Here is an 18,448-nt window from a genome sequence, read left to right on the forward strand (position 1 = left end):
TCACTCCGGCGCATCCATCATGTATCCCATGCCGCGGGCGGTATGAATCAGCTTGAGATCGAAATCGTCATCGATTTTTGCGCGTAGCCGGCGTACCGCAACCTCAATGACATTGGTGTCGCTGTCGAAATTCATGTCCCAAACCTGAGAGGCAATCAGCGACTTCGGGAGCACCTCGCCGCGCCGGCGCAGTAGCAGTTCCAGCAGTGAAAACTCCTTCGCGGTCAGGTCAATTCTTTTCCCGCCACGGATCGCACGCCGCTTCATCAGATCGACTTCCAGATCGGCAATTTTCATCGTTGTTTGCGTGGGTGAGCCATTGCCTCTACGCAGCAGCGTTCTGACCCTGGCCAGAAGTTCTGAAAAAGCAAATGGCTTGATTAGGTAGTCGTCCGCACCTAGCTCCAACCCTTTAACGCGGTCCTCCACACCATCGCGTGCCGTCAAGAACAGTACGGGGACGTCTTTTCCTGCTGCGCGCAACATGCGCAGCACTTCCCAACCGTCCAGCCCAGGCATCATTACATCCAGAATTAGCAGGTCATAGGCTTCGCTAAGTGCATGCTGAAGGGCATCTGTACCGGTCATAACCCGGTCGACATTGAACCCAGCCTCGGTGAGACCTTGCTGGAGGTACGTACCGGTTTTGGGTTCGTCTTCAGCTACCAGTAGTTTCATGTGTGCAGACTCCAAAAGTCGGGTGGCCTGAGTTTGCAGGCAAACCGCGGCCCCAACCAGAAGCTTACGAAAATGTAATTCTGACTTCAGCTCACTGACAGGGTGGCTTGTCTAGGGTGCAAGCATGAGTACTAGGTTGTGCTCTCGGCCCTCGACAGACCAAAAGCAGAGGTGCCGGCCATAGTTTGCACTGATGGAGACTGCCCATGAAATCGCTGAAACCTTTGCTTCTGGTTGGTTCGCTACTGCTGTCTTCCATGGCTTGGGCCGAAGGGGGCAGCGACCGTGTATTCGAGCGCATCCAGCAGATGCGCGACAAAGCAGAAGCCGTGCTGATCCAGGCGGAGAAGGCCCCGGTCGGCGAGCGGCATGTGCACATGAAGGAGCATATGAACATGCTCGAAGACATCATGAGCCAGCTGCACAACGAACATCCCGCGCCAAACATGTCTGCCGAAGAGCATCTGGCCTGGATGGAAAAGCATGACAAGCTGGTAGACGACGTGCTGGGTCAAATGATTCGAGAGCACAAGCTGATGATGGCCGACAAGGAATGCCATCAGTAAAGATTTCCCCCATCTTACAGGCCTTTCGTGATTGCTCCTTCGGCCTAGCGGCGCCTTTATGGCGCCGTGCTTTTTCCCAGCTGACGCAATTGTAGTTTTGGGGTCAGCGGCCTGGCAGCAAGCGGGGAATAGCATGAGATTTCCAGCACCCATCTCGAGGTCTCACCATGAAACGCTTACCCCTTAAACTGCTGATCAGCACTCTGTTCATCAGCACCACCTTTCCGGCATTTGCCGAGGTCGGCGGCAGTAGCAATGGCATTGGGCAGCAGGCCCAGGCGACGCCAGCGACTCGTACCATCTTGGTAAAGATGGACGACATCAACTACAGCCAGAAAACGATCGATGTGAAGCCAGGTGAAACCGTGCGCTTCGTTCTGAAGAACGAGGGCGCGTTGATGCACGAGTTCAACATCGGGCAGGCAGCGTCCCAGCTGGAGCACCAGCGCAAGATGGCGTCCTTGTTCAAGGACGGCACACTGACCCCGACCGGCATGGCCGAGCGCATTGTCTGGCATGAGCGTTATGGCATGGGAGACTCCAACCCTCCAGGCTATCCGGAAGTCATCAAAGCCAAGCATGACGACCCGAACGCGGTTCTCGTCGAGCCCGGCACAACCAAAGAGTTCGTGTGGACCTTCCCTAAGGCGGGCAGTTTGAGCTTCGCCTGTACATTGCCTGGGCATTACCAGGCGGGGATGGTCGGTGAGTTTGCTCTGCGTTAGTCCGGCATCGGTGCTACCCGTTGGCCGCGAGCTGGGTAGCACCGATCTGACGAACCTTACTGCGATGTAGTTTTCACGTCAGCGTACCGCCAGCTGCACCTCATTAGCATCGGGACTCATCCCTCCTCAACACCTCAGAGGCACACCATGAAACTCAGACCCGCTTTCATAATCACCACCCTTGGCTTGCTGCTCAGTGCTGCCAATGCGCTGGCCAGCCCGGGCCACAAGAAAGACAGTATTGGGCAACCGGGAGACGGTCAGGCAGTAGATCGCACCATCGAAGTCCGGATGGGGGACATCTTCTTCGAACCCAAAGCAATGGAGATCAAAGCAGGCGAGACAGTTCGCTTCGTCCTGAAAAATGACGGTGCACTGCTACACGAATTCAATCTTGGCAAAGCGGCATCCCATGCCGCGCACCAGAAAGAGATGGCCGCGATGTTTCAGAACGGCACGCTGTCCCCTACAGGTGCACATGACATGAGCAATATGGGCCATGCCATGGGCGGCATGAAGATGGTCGGTATGGAACACGATGACCCCAACAGTGTTCTTGTCGAACCTGGAGCACGCGAAGAGTTGATCTGGACCTTCTCCGCCGCCACCGAACTGGAGTTCGCCTGCAATATTCCAGGACATTATCAGTCGGGAATGGTCGGTAAGGTGACCGTACGCTGACGTTTATTGATACTCGCCAACTCCGTCCAGTCTGAGACACCTATACTGATCCGGCCGCCATTGAAACGAGGCTATTGTCGTGGACCATACCCATCACACCAGTACCACTGAGCCGCCTTTTTGGAAGAGCAAGATTGGCATTGCGCTGATCATGCTGGCCGTAATCGGCATCTTCTATGTAGCGCGTGAGCATTACGGTCATCTTTCGCAGGCCCTGCCGTACCTCATCCTGCTGCTATGCCCGCTGATGCATCTGTTTGGCCACAATCACGGCGGGCACTCCCACTCCAGCAGCACCGCTGTTTCCAAGGACGAAGAAAGGACATAGATCGCATGCAAAAGACCTCCTGCCATCATGACCAGGATCATTCACATAACTCGCACGCCCACTCCGAGAGCCAGCGCGACCCGGTGTGTGGCATGGAGGTGAAATCTGATAGCCCATACCGCGAGAGCGTTGAAGGGAAGACCTATCGCTTCTGCAGTGCCAAATGCCTGCAGAAGTTTCAAATTGATCCCCACTCGTACATGGGCCACTCGTCTCATGAAGCACATCAGCATACGAGTCACCCTACGATATCGGCACCAGAAGGAGCCGCATATACCTGTCCGATGCATCCAGAGATTCGCCAACCGACCCCTGGCAACTGCCCGATCTGTGGCATGACGCTGGAGCCTGTCATCCCGGAGCTGGAAGAGGAGGAAAACCCGGAGCTGAAGGACTTCTCTCGGCGATTCTGGTGGACCCTACCGCTGACCGTCATCGTGACCGTGCTGGCGATGGCTGGCCATTCCTTGCAACTGTTTCATGGCACGACCCAGAACTGGGTCGAGCTGGCTCTGGCGACGCCCGTGACGCTATGGGGTGGCTGGGTGTTCTTCGCCCGCGGCATTGACTCCATCCGGCACCGCAGCCCCAACATGTGGACCCTGATCGGTTTGGGAACGGCCGCTGCCTACCTCTACAGCGTGGCCGCTACCTTGGTTCCGCAGTGGTTTCCGGCGGCTTTTGCCCAGGACGGACGTATCGGCGTCTATTTTGAAGCAGCCGCGGTGATTATCTCACTCACGCTGTTGGGCCAAATGCTCGAACTCAAGGCCCGCTCGCAGACGTCCGCAGCTATCAAATCGCTGCTGGGACTGGCACCAAAGACAGCGCGGCGCATCATGCCCGATGGAGTAGAAGAGGACATTCCTCTAACCCATGTCCATCAGGGCGATCATCTGCGTGTCCGGCCAGGCGAGAAGGTTCCTGTAGATGGCACTGTGCTGGAGGGTGAGAGCGCAGTCGACGAATCGATGCTTACTGGAGAACCGTTACCCGTGACCAAACGGGCAGGGGATGCCCTTATCGGTGCCACCCTAAACACCCACGGCAGCCTAGTTATGGAGGCGCAGAAAGTCGGTGCCGAAACCATGCTGTCGCAGATCGTGCTGATGGTGGCCAAGGCCCAGCGCTCTAAGGCACCCATGCAGCGTATGGCCGATGCCGTTGCGGGGTATTTCGTGGTCGGGGTGATCCTGATCGCGATTCTGACCTTCTTCGGCTGGGGGCTGTTCGGGCCGGAATCTGGCTGGGTATTTGGCCTGATCAATGCGGTGGCGGTGCTGATCATTGCGTGTCCCTGCGCCCTGGGTCTGGCAACCCCGATGTCCGTCATGGTTGCGACTGGCAAGGCCGCTAGCAGCGGTGTGTTGTTCCGCGATGCCAGCGCCATCGAAAATCTATGCAAGATCGACACGCTCATCGTCGACAAGACCGGAACCCTGACTGAGGGGTGCCCCGTATTCCATAGTGCGGAAGGGACAGGCGGTTACGACTCCAATGAAGTGCTGCGCCTGGCTGCCAGTCTCGACCAGGGTAGTGAGCACCCGCTGGCTCATGCCATCGTCGATCATGCGCGGGGTCAAGGCATTGCACTGGTCAAGCCGGACACTTTCGAGTCGGGCTCGGGTATTGGCGTGCGCGGTCAGGTCGATGGCCATCAGCTGCAGCTCGGCAACACCGCACTGATGGACGAGGCGGGCGTCGATATTACCCCGCTGCGCAATCGCGCCGAGCAACTGCGTCTGGAAGGCATCAGCATCATCTATTTGGCCGTTGATGGTCGCCTGGCGGGACTCCTGGCCGTTTCCGATCCGATCAAGCCTACTTCTCAACAGGCTGTCTCCAAGCTTCAAAGCGAAGACGTAAAGGTCATCATGGCCACTGGTGATGGCCTCACCACAGCAAGAGCCGTGGCGAAGCAGCTCGGAATCGAGGAAGTGCATGGTGAGGTCAAACCGCAGGATAAGGAGAAACTGGTCGCCGATTTGCAGGGCTATGGCCGTCGTGTCGCCATGGCGGGTGACGGCATCAACGATGCGCCCGCCCTGGCCAGGTCTGACGTAGGTATCGCCATGGGCACCGGTACCGATGTGGCGATGAACAGCGCCCAAGTGACGCTGGTCAAGGGAGATCTGATGGGCATCCTGCGAGCGCGCACCCTGTCAGTGGCAACCGTGAAAAACATGAGGCAGAACCTCGCCTTTGCGTTCCTCTACAACGCGATGGGAATCCCGCTAGCAGCGGGGCTGCTGTACCCGCTGACGGGGCATCTTCTGTCGCCCTTGATTGCTGCGCTGGCGATGAGTGTCAGCTCGGCGTCGGTGGTCTTCAATGCTCTGAGGTTGAAATCAACGGACATCGGATAGGCTTCCATACCACCGACCAGGTGATTATTCAGAAGCGCATCTGACCGGAAAATGCCGTACGGTAGTTTCCGGTCCGACCTATCTGTCGCAACACATAGTGACGAGGTGACGTTCGATGGACTGTTGCCGCTGCGGGTAGGAGACTGGTCGTCGTTAACCCATGAGGACTCTCCGTGGCCCGCATTCGCAGACTGATTATCAGCAACTTCCGATCTATCCAGGCGCTCGACTGGGTGCCGGCCCCAGGAATTAACTGCCTCATAGGTCCTGGCGATAGTGGAAAGTCCAGCATTCTAGATGCGATTGACCTTTGCGTCGGTGCCCGCCGGGGCGGCACGTTCGGCGACATGGACTTCTTCGCTCTGAACGTCGAAACACCCATCACCATCAGTGTGACGCTTGGCGATTTGCCGGTATCGCTGATGGATATCGATGTTTACGGCGAGTTCTTGCGTGGATTCAATCCAGGAACGGGAGAAGTCGAAGACGAACCGCGAGCGGGGCTGGAGACCGTTATCACCTTGCTTCTGCAAGTTGGTGCCGATTTGGAACCTACCTGGACACTTTTTTCTGAGCGTGCGGAGCAGCAGCAACTCGAACGCACTCTTCCCTGGAAGGAACGAGCGGCACTAGCACCCGCCCGTATCGGCAGCTTTGCGAGTTCGAACTTGTCGTGGAGTCGTGGCTCAGTGCTCAATCGACTTACTGACGAGCGTGCAGAGCTAGGTGCCGAACTTGCGCGCGCCGCGAGGCAAGCAAGAGCGAACTTTGGCAATCAAGCCGTCGGACATCTAACTCAGACGCTTGAGGTGGTGCAACGCACGGCTCAGCATCTTGGGGTTTCGGTTGGAGCGATGCCACAAGCACTCCTTGACGCACATTCTGTGTCGATTGGCGAGGGTGCGATCGCGCTGCACAGCGACACAGGCATTCCCCTTCGCTCCCTTGGCACGGGCTCGTCGCGATTGCTAGTGGCAGGGTTGCAAAGAGCTGCAGCTAGCGCCGCGCCAATTGCTCTTGTCGATGAGGTGGAATATGGGCTTGAACCTCATCGGCTCATGCGATTCCTGGACTCCCTGGGCGCAAAGGACGCTGCCGCTCCGCTGCAGGTCTTCATGACGACTCACTCACCGGTCGCGCTGCGCGAATTGTCCGGCAGCCAGTTATTCGTTGTTCGGTCTGGGCCTCAACGCCACAGCGTTATGGCGGCAGGGGAGGCCAACGAAGTACAAAGTACCCTTCGGAAGGACCCAGAGGCATTCCTCGCCAAATCCATTATCGTTTGCGAGGGTGCCAGCGAGGTTGGCTTCGCGCGTGGCCTTGACCAATGGTGGGGCAGCCTTGGCGCTACCTCATTCCTGGCTCATGGTGGCGCTTATGTGGACGCCGGCGGGGGAAGTCCCGATAACAGTCTTATCCGCGGAACGGCACTTCAGAACCTAGGCTATCGCGTGATGGTTTTTGTAGACGCCGACAAACCTTCGACCGCAGGGCTACCTGAAGCATTCTTGGCCGCAGGCGGACAAATTCTGACATGGCGACCAGGTCTCACTCTGGAGGACGAGATCTTCCGCCATCTCAGTGACCAAGCACTCGATGCACTTCTGGCGAAAGCCGAAACAATAGTGGGTGCAGAGCTGATGAATGCGCACATCCAGACGAAGTCCCAAGGACGTATGACACTACATGACATCAAAGCTGAAAGACTTATTCAGGGCTACTTGCCCGCGACGCGAGAGCTTTTGGGAGCTGCATCTCGTATCCGCAACAGCGGGTGGTTCAAGTCGTTGACAACCTATCAGGAGGTTGCAAGGGACATCGTCGGCCCGTCTCTACAGAACGCCGACCAGGGCTTCATGGCAGTCACGAATCAGCTCTGGACGTTTACAAGTGCCCCTTGAGATCGATCTTTTCGCTATCGAGCGTGGCTCCATAACAGCCCCCGCAGGTTGTGGAAAAACGCAATTGATTGCCGAGACGCTCATCGCGCATAGGCAGAGCAAACCCATACTCGTACTAACGCACACGAACGCAGGCGTTGCGGCCTTACGGGCACGCCTGAGACGAGCCGGCGTTCCTAACTCCGCATATCGAGTCTCCACCATTGATGGATTCTCGATGCGCCTCATCGCTAAGTTCCCAGCGCGAAGCGGCCATAACCCACAGATCTTACAGCTCCACCAGCCCAACACCGACTACCCTGCAATTCGGCACGCCGCCATGCTGTTACTGCAGGCAGGCCACCTTGCTCAGCCTCTCCGTGCCACTTACGCGCGCTTGCTTGTCGACGAATACCAGGACTGCAACGTCGTCCAGCACGCCATCGTGTCAGGTTTGGCCCAGGTGCTACCGACCTGCGTGCTCGGTGACCCAATGCAAGCCATCTTCGACTTTCGTGGCAATCGACTGGTGCATTGGGCGAATGAGGTGCAGCCCCTGTTCCCCGCGGCAGGAGAGCTGAGGATACCCTGGCGCTGGCGGCTGGCCGGAGCTGAGAACCTTGGGCAGTGGCTACTCGCCATACGGCAGCAACTTCAAGTTGGCCAGCCGGTGGATCTGCGCACGGCTCCGGCAGAAGTGCGCTGGGTGCAGCTCAACGCCGGGACCGAAGTCCAGCAGCGGCTGGTGGCCGCTAGAACCGAGTCACCCAACGCTCGGGGCAGCGTCCTCATCATCGGGGACTCCATCAACGTGCAAGGTCGCCATCAGCTCACGAGCCAGACACCCGGCGCCATGGCCGTCGAAGCCGTCGACCTAAGGGACCTCGTCAACTTCGCCAGGAACTTTAACCTGCAGGGTGCCAATGCTCTGGCACAACTTGCGGAATTTGCTTCAAGCGTGATGACGGGGGTAGGTGCAGCAAACCTGCGAACGCGTGTGGAGTCTCTGCGCACAGGACGTGCCCGAACGCCACCGACCCCGGCCGAGGCCGAGGCCGTCGCATTCGTCGGGGAGCCAACACCGCAGCGAGCACTCCTTGTGCTCAACGCCCTCGCCGAACAGCCGGGGGCACGGGTGTACCGACCGGAAGTTCTGCACTGCTGCCGGTCCGCTATGCAAGCTGTGGCGGGAGGTACAGCCGACTTTCTGAGTGCAGCCATTCAAGCGCGAGAACGCAATCGACACCTTGCCCGCTCCATCGCAAGACGCTCGGTAGGCAGCACATTACTTCTCAAGGGGCTCGAGGCCGATGTCTCGGTTGTTCTGCATCCTGAACTTATGACCGCTCAGAATCTGTATGTCGCCCTGACGAGGGGCGCAAGGCACGTAGTGGTGTGTTCATCGAACCCCATCCTGATGCCTGTGAACAACGGCTGAGCCTTATTGTTGCGTTTGCGCACTTGACCTTGCCATCGTGTCAAGGTCGATGCTGTCTGTGCGGTAACTTGAGCCGCGGACGAAATGAGGTGAGAGAGATGTTCAGCCTGAATGTTTCGGGTATGGGTTGTGGCAGTTGTGTCAGCAAAATCACGAAGGCCATCCAGACGCTGGATCAGGACGCACGCGTAGAGGTGGATCGGGCAGCCGGCAAGGTCACTGTAGAGAGCACAGAAAGTGCCGAATCGATCCGCGAGCTGATCCAGGAGCTTGGTTATGCGGCCCAGGTCAGCGCTTGAGCGCTGGCCTGCCGACCGACTAAATCTCCAGTTCTGAGAGCTCTTTCAGCCCGTGAATACTGGTGACCTCGTTAGTAATACCTTCATCCCCATCTCGGCCGCGAAGCCAGTTTGAGTGATCGCCTGGCTCGCGCATTTCCAGCGTGTCATAGGAGTAGCGCTTTCGCTTGAACAGGCTTTTCAATGCGGCGAACTCGTGGCTTTTCTCGTCTTCTATTCCGACGACTTTTCCTACAAGCGCCTCCCAATGACCGACGCCGTCGGCCAGCATCGCCTGGTAAGTCTCTGGGTCCAGCAAGGCTTGCTGTTTGAAATGAATGATGCGGTGTGTCATCGACGCGCTCGGGAGTGGCCAAAGAGAAGCCGCTAGCCTATAGGTTCCGGGTCATTCGTGAATAGTTGCCCTGAGCTTTAGCAAACCTTCGTTGACCCACAATTTCAACCAAGTTGCGGCCTGCAGGGGGGCTTGCTCTCCATGTGTTGCGCTCAATGACTCGCAGAGTTCGGCGAACGATCCACCCTCGACGAAAAACCGCAATGCTGACGCCTCTTCTGGCTCCAGGCTTCGGTAATGGCATACGAGGTTATGACGCCAGACCAGACAGTCTCGATTCCCGGCTGGTTGGGTGGCAACGGGAAGCAGATCCCCAGACTTGGCAGCCTTCCACAGCGCCAGGGTGTTGTACTGCAATCGCAGCCATCTGGCAGATGGAGTCAGGGAAACCCTGAATGAAACCCAGTCTTCAGCCGAAAACTCACTGATGGCCTGCAGTGAAAGCGCTTCGACATCCTGAGCATCGAAAGCCAGTGTAAAAGCCCACTCCAGCTCCGCGAGTTCGCGCATCGGTGAAAGTTGAGGTTCCGCAATGTAGCTGCGAATGAACTCGGGCAGCTTTTCACCCAGCCAGCGAATGCTGAAATGCCGCGGTGGCCAGGCGGCGATATAGGCCAGTGCGAGTTGCTCGAACGACTCTTCTCCCAGCCATTGCTGCAGCGCCGGGAAATCCTCGCGCAGCACCGCCAGCAGGCGCGAGCGATAGGCGTTATGGTAGATCCGCAGGCCTTCGAGGGCACTCAGCGCAGTGCAACCCCGGACTTGCTCCAAAAGCTCGTTGGAGGGCAGGGCACCATCTGTCAGGTAAGTTTCAAATGCAGTCTGTAAGGCGCTTAGGCTCAAAGGGTTGCCCTCGATATCACGCCATTGGCGATAGCTCGGGCATGCTCCAACTCGGATAACAGATCCTCGAACGGTGGAAAATGATCATCCCGCTCGATCAACGTCGACGTTGGACCCAAGTAGCTCAAAGTCTTGCTGTAGAGCGCCCAAACCGGGTCAGCGATGGGCTGGTCGTGGGTGTCGATGAGGTATTGCCCGTAATCGCTATGCCCGGCCAGGTGAATTTGACGAATCCGCTCGTGCGGCAATTCCAAGATGAACTGCCATGGGTCGAAATCCTGATTTCGTGCGCTGACGTAGACGTTGTTCACGTCAAGGAGCAATTCGCAACCGGTCAGGAAACTCAGTTCCGAGAGAAACTGCGATTCGCTCATGCTGGACGTCTTCCACTGCACGTAAGAAGAAACGTTCTCCAGCACAATGGGACGTTCCAGAACATCCTGCACTAGACGCACCCGCGCGGCGACATGCAGCAGGCTTTCTTGGGTAAACGGCAGCGGCAGCAGGTCGTGGAGTTGATGGGCGTTGCCGCGACTCCAGCACAAGTGGTCGGAAACCCACTGGGGCTGTACCCGGTCCGCCAGTTGCTTGAGCTGTCGTAGGTAGCCCATGTCCAGGTTATGCGAACCGCCGATCGACAGCGATACTCCGTGCATCACCAACGGGTATTGCTCGCCAATCGCATCGAGAAAGTAGAGGGCCTTGCCACCGCCCACCAGGTAATTCTCGGAAATGATCTCAAACCAGTCGACCGCAGGTCGCTGTTCAAGAATCTGCTGGTAATACTCACTGCGAAGGCCAAGACCGAAACCCAGTGTTTTGCGCTTACTCATTCAAGACTCCAGCAGGGGAGTGGCAGGCACTCCCCGCAACGGCATTATTCGCTGGTCTTGCCACCGGCCTCATCGCACTTGGCCTGAGTCATCAGCTTGAAACCCTGGCCTTTACATTCTCCCTGGCCTTTGCAGGCATTTTTGGCGGTCATGCAGTCGTTCTGGCCCTTGCAACCGTTGACGCCGAAGCACTTCACTTCAGCTGCTTTGGTGTCCTGGGCGGCCTGGACAGGCAGGGTAGCAAACAGGCTGGCGGCCACGAGAGCCAGAGCGGCACCGGTAGCGACGTTGGATTTATTCGACATAGTGACAATCTCTCTTAATTGTTGGTGGTCTTATCCGCGGGTGCGAATTACCCTGAGTAGCTTAGGCATCGCTGCCGAGCATGCCCTCTCAAGAAATTCGCAAGGCTTTATGAGGGCATGAAAGACAGTACCGAGCCTTCTGGATGGGCTACAAGAAAGAAATAGCAACCTGACAGAACTGTAATGTTCGGCTCAGGTTGCTGACAGGCCCTCTTAGTTAACGTGACATCGAGCCTAAAGCTCGGCCTCTGCAGTTGCAGGGACCACTTAACTTACGAGGAATACCCAAAATGAAATCGATCAAAGCTCTGCTTGTAGTTACTGCTCTGAGCATCTCCAGCTTGGCAATGGCTGAAGGTGGTGCTGACCGAACCTTCGCGCGCATGGAGCAGGCACGCCAGACGTCTCTGGAGGCCTACCGGGTGGCCCAGCAGCAGAAAGTTGAGGCTCCTGTAGCCAGCAGTCCAACCGAGCAAGCAGAGCACACCAACTGCTGAAGTCATCTACCTTACAGAAATGTAATCACCCGGATGGTTGGGATATGGCAGTTTCATACTGCTCATCGTCGGTAAGGCTTGTGCAATGCACCGACGTGGAAAGTTGAGGGGTAAATACCCGACATTGAAGCAGCCATGAACCCGAGACCGGGCACACCATCACCGGCTCATTTGACGGATTGGACAAAACGGCATGCAAAGCAAAACCACAAGGCGCACCTTCGTCAAAGGCCTGGCAGCCACCGGTATTATCGGCGGACTTGGCCTGTGGCGCACGCCGGTCTGGGCGGTGAACAGCCCCGGCCAGCCCAACGTACTGACTGGTAACGAATTCGACCTATTCATCGGTGAAACCCCGGTGAACATCACCGGCGCAGCGCGCACGGCCATGACCATCAACGGCTCGCTCCCTGGGCCGATTCTTCGTTGGCGCGAAGGCGATACCGTCACATTGCGCGTGCGCAACCGCCTCAAGGAGGACACCTCCATCCATTGGCACGGCATCATCCTGCCGGCGAACATGGATGGCGTTCCTGGCCTGAGCTTCCATGGCATCGCCCCTGATGGCATGTATGAGTACAAGTTCAAGGTCAACCAGAACGGCACCTACTGGTATCACAGCCATTCTGGGCTCCAGGAGCAGGTCGGCGTATACGGTGCGCTGGTCATCGATGCCAAGGAGCCCGAGCCCTTCAGTTACGACCGTGATTACGTCGTGTTGCTGAGCGACTGGACGGATGAAAATCCAACGCGGGTACTGGCCAAGCTCAAGAAACAGTCGGACTACTACAACCAGCACAAACGCACCGTTGGTGACTTCATCGATGACGTAAGCGAGATGGGTTGGTCCGCCGCCGTAGCCGACCGTAAGATGTGGGCCGAAATGAAGATGAGCCCGACTGATCTCGCCGACGTCAGTGGCTACACCTACACCTACCTGATGAACGGCCAGGCACCTGATGGCAACTGGACCGGCATATTCAAACCGGGCGAGAAGATTCGTCTGCGTTTCATCAATGCCTCGGCCATGACGTACTTCGATGTGCGTATCCCCGGCCTGAAGATGACGGTAGTCGCGGCCGATGGCCAGCACGTCAAACCAGTCAGCGTCGATGAGTTCCGTGTCGCCGTAGCCGAGACCTACGACGTGATAGTCGAGCCCGATAGCGAGCAAGCCTACACCGTCTTTGCTCAATCCATGGATCGCACTGGCTATGCGCGCGGCACCCTTGCGGTACAGGAAGGGTTGAGTGCACCGGTACCAAGCCCTGACCCGCGCCCACTGATTGCCATGGGTGACATGGGCATGGACCACGGCAGCATGGGCGGCATGGATCATGGGAGCATGGCCGGGATGGATCAGGGCAATATGGCGGGAATGGATCATGGCAGCATGCAGGGTGGCATGGCTGGTATGGATCACAGCCAGATGGCCGGAATGGATCATTCAAACATGGCTGGCATGGCTGGCATGGCTGGCATGGCTGGCAACATGCAGGCACACCCGGCCTCAGAGACCAACAATCCTTTGGTCGACATGCAGACCATGACGCCGACGCACAAGCTGGACGACCCAGGTATCGGCCTGCGTGATAACGGCCGGCGCGTCCTGACTTACTCTGACCTGCGCAGCACCTTCCCTGATCCGGATGGTCGCGAACCAAGTCGCACCATCGAGCTGCACCTTACCGGGCACATGGAGAAATTCTCCTGGTCCTTCGATGGCATCAAGTTCTCTGACGCTGAGCCTCTGCGCCTCAAGTACGGCGAGCGTGTTCGCATCACGCTGGTCAACGACACCATGATGACTCATCCGATCCATCTTCATGGCATGTGGAGTGATCTGGAGGATGCGAACGGCAATTTCCTGGTGCGTAAACACACCATCGACATGCCGCCAGGTTCCAAGCGCAGCTATCGGGTGACCGCCGATGCGTTGGGGCGTTGGGCCTACCACTGCCACCTGTTGCTCCACATGGAAATGGGCATGTTCCGTGAAGTCCGTGTGGATGAGTAAAGGAGATTTCTGATGAGTACTTTTATGAAGCGTAATGCCCTGTTTGGCAGCGCAGCGATGTTCAGTCTTTTGGCTGTTCTGCACGCGCCGACGTCATTGGCAGGTGAGGGGCACAGCGAGCACGAACAACATGCTGCCGAGTCGGCTGCGCCCGACGCCAGTGACAAGCCTGCAGATCAATCGAAAGGCAAGGCCGCTGGCCATCAGATGGATCATGGCGCCATGGATCATGAGGGTATGAACCATGACGATATGGGGCACGAGAAGATGATGGATAAGCATGGCGGCACCGAAGCCGAAGCAGGTTCGAACCATGACCACTAGGTTTTCACGCCCGTCCCTCATAGCGCTGGCCGTGTCGCTGAGTGCACTCAGCGGCGGCGTTACCCAGGCTGCGGAAGAAATGGATCATTCGGCAATGGGGCACGGCTCCATGTCGATGGACCACAGCCAGATGGGCCACGGTTCCGCCAAAGCGCCGATGGAGGGCATGGATCACAGCAAGATGGATCATGGTGCCATGCAGAGCGAATCGGGCAGCATGGACCATAGCCAGATGGGCCACAGCCAGAGCCAAGAGAAGGCCCCAGCCATGGACCACAGCAAGATGGGACACGGCACCATGCAGGGACAGATGGAGGGCATGGATCATTCGAAGATGAACCATGGCTCCGCTGAAGCCCCGAGAACTACCAGTCGTACGCCGATTCCCGTTCTGACGGATGCTGATCGCCAAGCGGCTTTCCCGCCACTGCCTGGCCACAAGGTGCATGACAGCGCCATCAACAGCTTTTTCCTGCTCGATCAGCTCGAATACCAAGACGCAGATGAGGGCAGCACCCTGGCCTGGGATGCGTCGGGTTGGGTAGGCGGTGATATCAACCGGGTCTGGTTCCGCTCCGAAGGCGAGCGTACCAACGGCGTTACCGAGGACGCTGAATTACAGCTGCTGTACGGCCGCTCGATCGGCCCTTGGTGGGATGTCGTCGCGGGCGTTCGCCAGGACTTTAAACCGGAGTCGCCGCAGACTTGGGCTGCCTTCGGTATCCAGGGCATGGCGCTTTACGCCTTTGAGGCCGAAGCCACGGCCTTCGTCGGCGAGAATGGCCAAACTGCTGCCCGACTGGAGGGCGAGTACGACATTCTGCTGACCAACCAGCTGATTCTCCAGCCAACTGCCGAAATGAACTTCTACGGCAAGAACGATCCTGAGCGAGGTGTGGGGTCTGGGTTGGCAAATACCGAGCTCGGCTTGCGTCTGCGTTACGAGATTGTCAGACAGTTTGCTCCCTATGTCGGGGTTTCCTGGAGCCGCTCCTATGGCAACACGGCAGACATGGTGCGCGACGAGGGCGGTGATGTAGACGAGGCGCGTTTTGTCGCCGGTATCCGGATGTGGTTTTGAGAACCTGACATGAAAAGAACAATTAAAACTTTGGTGGCGGCCGGCGTGGTCGGTAGCACAGCTGTCCTGGCCGGCGCCTACTTTGGCGTGGTCAACGTGGGGGCCGACGATCCCCATTTTCCTGCAGTGCATGCGTTTCTCACGATGGCCCGTGACCGCTCTATCGAAGTCCGTTCGCGGGACATCGAGGTTCCCAACCTGGATGATCAAGCTCTTATTCGCGCCGGTGCGGGCAACTACAACTCCATGTGTATCGGCTGTCATTTGGCGCCAGGTGTGGCGGAGACCGAGCTAAGCCAATCGCTTTATCCTGCGCCCCCCAACCTCGCCAAGATCGGTGTCGATGGCAATCCGTCAGCAGCGTTCTGGGTGATCAAGCATGGCATCAAGGCAACGGGTATGCCTGCGTGGGGCAAGAGCATGGGAGACGAGTACATCTGGGGCATGGTTGCCTTCCTCAACCAACTGCCGACGATGGATGCCAAGCAATACCAAACACTCGTCGCATCCAGTGGCGGCCATCAGCACGGTGGTGGGGAAACGCAGATGCATAACCATGAAGGACAGCACGGCGACAACAAGCCTGGCCATCATGACAATAGTGGCGGTGGCGATGACCATCATGGATCAGGTGATGCTGGAGAGCCTGGTCATCACGATGCCGCGGCTACGGATAGCGAGGGTGGCTCCGCACCTAAGGCAGGTCACCATTCGGATATGAGTGGCGATGACCACCATGCTGGAGATGAGGCGTCGTCCAACGGAGGTGATCATCACGCCGAGCAGGCTCCGAACGCCTCGCCCAAGACCCACACCCACGCCGATGGCAAAGAGCACGTACATGAAAGCTAAATATCTGGCCTTACTGGCCGCTCTCTCCGTCACGTCTGCGGTTCAAGCAGCTGATGCCCTGACGATTGATGTCCATCGTGATGCCAATTGCGGATGTTGCAAGAAGTGGATTTCACACCTCGAAGCGAATGGCTTCAAAGTCGTCGACCATGTTGAAAGCAACATGACAGCAGTGAAGCAAAGACTGGGCGTCGCGCCACGGTTAGCGTCTTGCCACACCGCGGTGATTGACGGCAAGTTCGTCGAAGGTCATGTGCCGGCGGCTCAGGTCATCGAACTCACCAAGCGCGATGATCTGCTGGGCATCGCTGTTCCCGGGATGCCGGCGGGCTCCCCCGGCATGGAAGTCGATGGCGTACAGCATGCCTACCAGGTCATTGGCTTGACCAAGACGGGTTCTGATCAGGTCGTTGCAGAATATCCCGCCCAGTAGTACTGCCTGCCAGCACGGCCGCTTGTGTGTAGTGGCCGACTCATTTTCATACGTCCTTTAACCTAAGTAAAAAAGGCGCCCTAGGGCGCCAAGGGCTGTCTCCAAACCAAAGGAGCACTACGAGGGGACAGCAGGACCAAGGAGCGAGCGGGCAATCAACCCGCTCGCTTGCCAGGGTTAGAGAACTTCCAGCGGGTACTCGACAATCAGGCGGAACTCATCCAAATCCGACTCGAAGTCGGTGGCGCGAGTCGTGGCTTGTCGAATGCGAAAGGACATGTCCTTCAACGACCCAGACTGCACAACGTACTTGGCCTCGATGTCCCGCTCCCAGCGCTTCTGGTTGGTCAACGGATCGCCGTTGTCATCACGGCGCATATAGACTTCGTTGGCGTTGCTGTAGTCGGCATCCCAGCCTTGGGCATATCGAGTCATGAAGCTCAACCCAGGCACACCGAAAGGCTCCATATCCAGGTCATAGCGCACTTGCCATGACTTCTCCTTCGGCGAGTTGAAGTCGCTGTACTGGATGGAGTTGTCGAGGTAGATGGAGTCCGATTGGCGCAAGTAGTCGAAGTCATCATCGCCATTGTTGCGCTGGAGACCCACCAGCACTGTGTGAGCGCCGAATTGGATGCCGACCTTGCCGCTCCAGATGTTGTTATCGAAGCTCCCGAGGAGCTGCTTCCCTTCATCGACCGCCTTGTAGTAGTTCAGCCCGCCGATCAAGGCGACATCGTCCGCAAGCGGGTAGCTCAGCGTGGTGCCCGCGTAATATTGATTCCAGGCATCCTTGAGGCGGCTGGTGTAGAGACTAAAGCCGACGTTGTAAGCGTGTAATCACCACCGAAATAGGCGATCCATGGCGAGTCCACTTCGCCCGCGTAGAAGGTAGCGAAGCCGTCGCGCATGCTGCTGGTATTGGGTTGGCTCATCGAGTGGAGGCGACCGCCCTGAAGCGACAGTCCTTCCACGCTGCTGTTGACCACGGTGACACCTCGAAAACTCTCCGGTAAAAGCCGTGCATCACCGTATTGGACGACCGGGCTGACGGGAAAGACGTCGCCTGCCTTGATCTCGGTATCCATGAACCGAGCTTTCACCGCGCCACCCAGTTTGGAGTAGTTATCCTCAGCCTGCCCGAGGCTGTTGTAAGGCAGCACATCGACTGAGCCACCGGCTCCTGAACGGCCGTCGCCAGTGTCAAGTTTAAGTCCTAGCATGGCAAAGGCATCGACACCGAAGCCTATGGTGCCCTCGGTGAAGCCAGACTCGAATCGGCCTATCACGCCATGCGCCCACTCTTCCGAATAGCCATTACCCGAGCTGCTGGACTGGCCTTTGCGGAAGTCACGGTTGAAGTAGAGATTTCGATTGAGGATGGTCAGGCTGCTGCCTTCGATAAATCCCTCGCCTTTCTCGTCGGCGGCCATTGCAGCTTGCCCGGTACTGACGCTCAGAGTGAGCAGAGAAAGTCCTAACAGGGTTCTGTTATTCATAAATGCTCCTGATGTTATTGGCAGTTGTCATTGTGTGGTCGCATATATGTGCCAAGCGCGCCGGGCATAGCCAGGCACGCCTTGGTCATATTTCCACATGCCAAATAACGTCAGGGTGACTTGGAAATTACATTACACCGCAGCTAGAGTCCGTCGGGGTAGTGGCCACGACCCTGGCGATATCGAGTTTCATGCCGTAGCGGTAATGAATAACTTCAGGCGGATTCTTTCCGTTAGCGGCAGCATACTCTTGCATGGCCTGCTCATTGGCCTGAATCATCCGACCATAAACACGATCAGCGCCGCCTTCTGCCAGAGTGGCAGAGGAAACAACCATAGCGGCAAGGGCTGCAATAACTTTGAGGCTTTTCATGTTTAATCACTCCTTCAAGGTGGTGATTAAAATATATCCGCTCAACCTGTCATAAAAATGAAGTCAAAGTTACATCGCCGTAATGCTTCCTGCCGC

General features: G+C 57.4%; 19 protein-coding genes and 2 pseudogenes. 14 read left to right on the forward strand and 7 right to left on the reverse strand.

Going from position 1 to position 18,448, the window contains the following annotated elements; all coding sequences use genetic code 11:
• Positions 1 to 678: a heavy metal response regulator transcription factor gene (locus tag HMPREF2924_RS10390; protein ID WP_004374688.1), complete on the reverse strand. Its 678-nt coding sequence runs from the start codon at positions 676 to 678 to the stop codon at positions 1 to 3.
• Positions 679 to 884: 206 nt separating this feature from the next.
• On the opposite strand from HMPREF2924_RS10390, the gene HMPREF2924_RS10395 reads away from it, so the two are divergent.
• The 8 genes from HMPREF2924_RS10395 to HMPREF2924_RS10430 all read left to right on the forward strand — a co-directional run bounded on the left by HMPREF2924_RS10395 (position 885) and on the right by HMPREF2924_RS10430 (position 8,961).
• Positions 885 to 1,244 carry a co-regulatory protein PtrA N-terminal domain-containing protein gene (locus tag HMPREF2924_RS10395; protein ID WP_003139552.1) on the forward strand — a complete coding sequence of 120 codons (360 nt, stop codon included), beginning with the start codon at positions 885 to 887 and terminating at the stop codon, positions 1,242 to 1,244.
• Positions 1,245 to 1,411: 167 nt separating this feature from the next.
• Positions 1,412 to 1,969, forward strand: a complete 558-nt coding sequence (locus HMPREF2924_RS10400; protein ID WP_003139550.1) for a cupredoxin domain-containing protein — start codon at positions 1,412 to 1,414, stop codon at positions 1,967 to 1,969.
• A 147-nt stretch (positions 1,970 to 2,116) separates the two neighbouring features.
• Positions 2,117 to 2,650, forward strand: a complete 534-nt coding sequence (locus HMPREF2924_RS10405) for a cupredoxin domain-containing protein (protein ID WP_003246762.1) — start codon at positions 2,117 to 2,119, stop codon at positions 2,648 to 2,650.
• Positions 2,651 to 2,729: 79 nt separating this feature from the next.
• Positions 2,730 to 2,978, forward strand: a complete 249-nt coding sequence (locus HMPREF2924_RS10410) for a DUF2933 domain-containing protein (RefSeq protein WP_003246761.1) — start codon at positions 2,730 to 2,732, stop codon at positions 2,976 to 2,978.
• A gap of 5 nt (positions 2,979 to 2,983) precedes the next feature.
• Entirely contained in the window at positions 2,984 to 5,344 is a 2,361-nt protein-coding gene (locus HMPREF2924_RS10415) for a heavy metal translocating P-type ATPase (RefSeq protein ID WP_023095628.1), read from the forward strand.
• Between the two features lie 173 nt (positions 5,345 to 5,517).
• Positions 5,518 to 7,245, forward strand: a complete 1,728-nt coding sequence (locus HMPREF2924_RS10420) for an ATP-dependent nuclease (protein WP_003139541.1) — start codon at positions 5,518 to 5,520, stop codon at positions 7,243 to 7,245.
• Complete coding sequence (locus HMPREF2924_RS10425) at positions 7,235 to 8,662, forward strand: UvrD-helicase domain-containing protein (protein WP_003139540.1); 1,428 nt, start codon at positions 7,235 to 7,237, stop codon at positions 8,660 to 8,662. Before HMPREF2924_RS10420 ends, HMPREF2924_RS10425 begins: the two co-directional genes overlap by 11 nt.
• A 98-nt stretch (positions 8,663 to 8,760) precedes the next feature.
• Entirely contained in the window at positions 8,761 to 8,961 is a 201-nt protein-coding gene (locus tag HMPREF2924_RS10430) for a heavy-metal-associated domain-containing protein (protein ID WP_003139539.1), read from the forward strand.
• 19 nt (positions 8,962 to 8,980) lie between these two features.
• Here the strand turns inward: HMPREF2924_RS10430 and HMPREF2924_RS10435 are convergent, their stop codons facing one another.
• Genes HMPREF2924_RS10435 through HMPREF2924_RS10450 form a run of 4 tightly spaced genes read right to left on the reverse strand, consistent with a single transcriptional unit; the run spans position 8,981 to position 11,276 of the window.
• Positions 8,981 to 9,295: a hypothetical protein gene (locus tag HMPREF2924_RS10435; RefSeq protein WP_003139538.1), complete on the reverse strand. Its 315-nt coding sequence runs from the start codon at positions 9,293 to 9,295 to the stop codon at positions 8,981 to 8,983.
• Between the two features lie 51 nt (positions 9,296 to 9,346).
• A complete protein-coding gene (locus tag HMPREF2924_RS10440) occupies positions 9,347 to 10,138 on the reverse strand; it encodes an HvfC/BufC N-terminal domain-containing protein (RefSeq protein ID WP_009394809.1) in 792 nt (263 codons plus the stop codon).
• On the reverse strand, positions 10,135 to 10,971 hold the full coding sequence (locus tag HMPREF2924_RS10445) for an MNIO family bufferin maturase (protein WP_003139536.1): 837 nt from the start codon (positions 10,969 to 10,971) through the stop codon (positions 10,135 to 10,137). The genes HMPREF2924_RS10440 and HMPREF2924_RS10445 overlap by 4 nt, the downstream gene beginning before the upstream one ends.
• Before the next feature lie 44 nt (positions 10,972 to 11,015).
• The gene (locus HMPREF2924_RS10450) at positions 11,016 to 11,276 is read right to left on the reverse strand and encodes a BufA2 family periplasmic bufferin-type metallophore (protein ID WP_004577564.1); all 261 of its coding nucleotides are present in this window, start codon (positions 11,274 to 11,276) and stop codon (positions 11,016 to 11,018) included.
• A 290-nt stretch (positions 11,277 to 11,566) separates the two neighbouring features.
• On the opposite strand from HMPREF2924_RS10450, the gene HMPREF2924_RS10455 reads away from it, so the two are divergent.
• The 6 genes from HMPREF2924_RS10455 (at position 11,567) to HMPREF2924_RS10485 (ending at position 16,480) form a co-directional block, all read left to right on the forward strand.
• Positions 11,567 to 11,773, forward strand: coding sequence for a co-regulatory protein PtrA N-terminal domain-containing protein (locus HMPREF2924_RS10455; RefSeq protein ID WP_003139535.1), 207 nt, complete (start codon positions 11,567 to 11,569; stop codon positions 11,771 to 11,773).
• Positions 11,774 to 11,966: 193 nt separating this feature from the next.
• Positions 11,967 to 13,790, forward strand: coding sequence for a copper resistance system multicopper oxidase (locus tag HMPREF2924_RS10460; RefSeq protein ID WP_003139530.1), 1,824 nt, complete (start codon positions 11,967 to 11,969; stop codon positions 13,788 to 13,790).
• 12 nt (positions 13,791 to 13,802) lie between these two features.
• Positions 13,803 to 14,114 (forward strand): hypothetical protein, encoded by a 312-nt coding sequence (locus tag HMPREF2924_RS10465; RefSeq protein WP_003246749.1) that lies wholly within the window; start codon positions 13,803 to 13,805, stop codon positions 14,112 to 14,114.
• On the forward strand, positions 14,104 to 15,195 hold the full coding sequence (locus HMPREF2924_RS10470) for a copper resistance protein B (protein WP_023095630.1): 1,092 nt from the start codon (positions 14,104 to 14,106) through the stop codon (positions 15,193 to 15,195). Before HMPREF2924_RS10465 ends, HMPREF2924_RS10470 begins: the two co-directional genes overlap by 11 nt.
• 9 nt (positions 15,196 to 15,204) lie before the next feature.
• Entirely contained in the window at positions 15,205 to 16,047 is an 843-nt protein-coding gene (locus HMPREF2924_RS34245) for a c-type cytochrome (protein WP_003139525.1), read from the forward strand.
• A complete protein-coding gene (locus HMPREF2924_RS10485; protein ID WP_003246746.1) occupies positions 16,037 to 16,480 on the forward strand; it encodes a DUF411 domain-containing protein in 444 nt (147 codons plus the stop codon). Before HMPREF2924_RS34245 ends, HMPREF2924_RS10485 begins: the two co-directional genes overlap by 11 nt.
• A 177-nt stretch (positions 16,481 to 16,657) precedes the next feature.
• Here the strand turns inward: HMPREF2924_RS10485 and HMPREF2924_RS10490 are convergent.
• Together HMPREF2924_RS10490 and HMPREF2924_RS10495 are read right to left on the reverse strand one after the other, a co-directional pair.
• Positions 16,658 to 17,979: pseudogene (locus HMPREF2924_RS10490) on the reverse strand (OprD family porin).
• A gap of 130 nt (positions 17,980 to 18,109) precedes the next feature.
• Positions 18,110 to 18,352: pseudogene (locus tag HMPREF2924_RS10495) on the reverse strand (co-regulatory protein PtrA N-terminal domain-containing protein); the annotation flags it as partial.
• Positions 18,353 to 18,448: the final 96 nt, after the last annotated feature.

It is taken from the genome of Pseudomonas sp. HMSC063H08, assembly GCF_001813645.1.
GTDB lineage: Bacteria > Pseudomonadota > Gammaproteobacteria > Pseudomonadales > Pseudomonadaceae > Pseudomonas > Pseudomonas aeruginosa.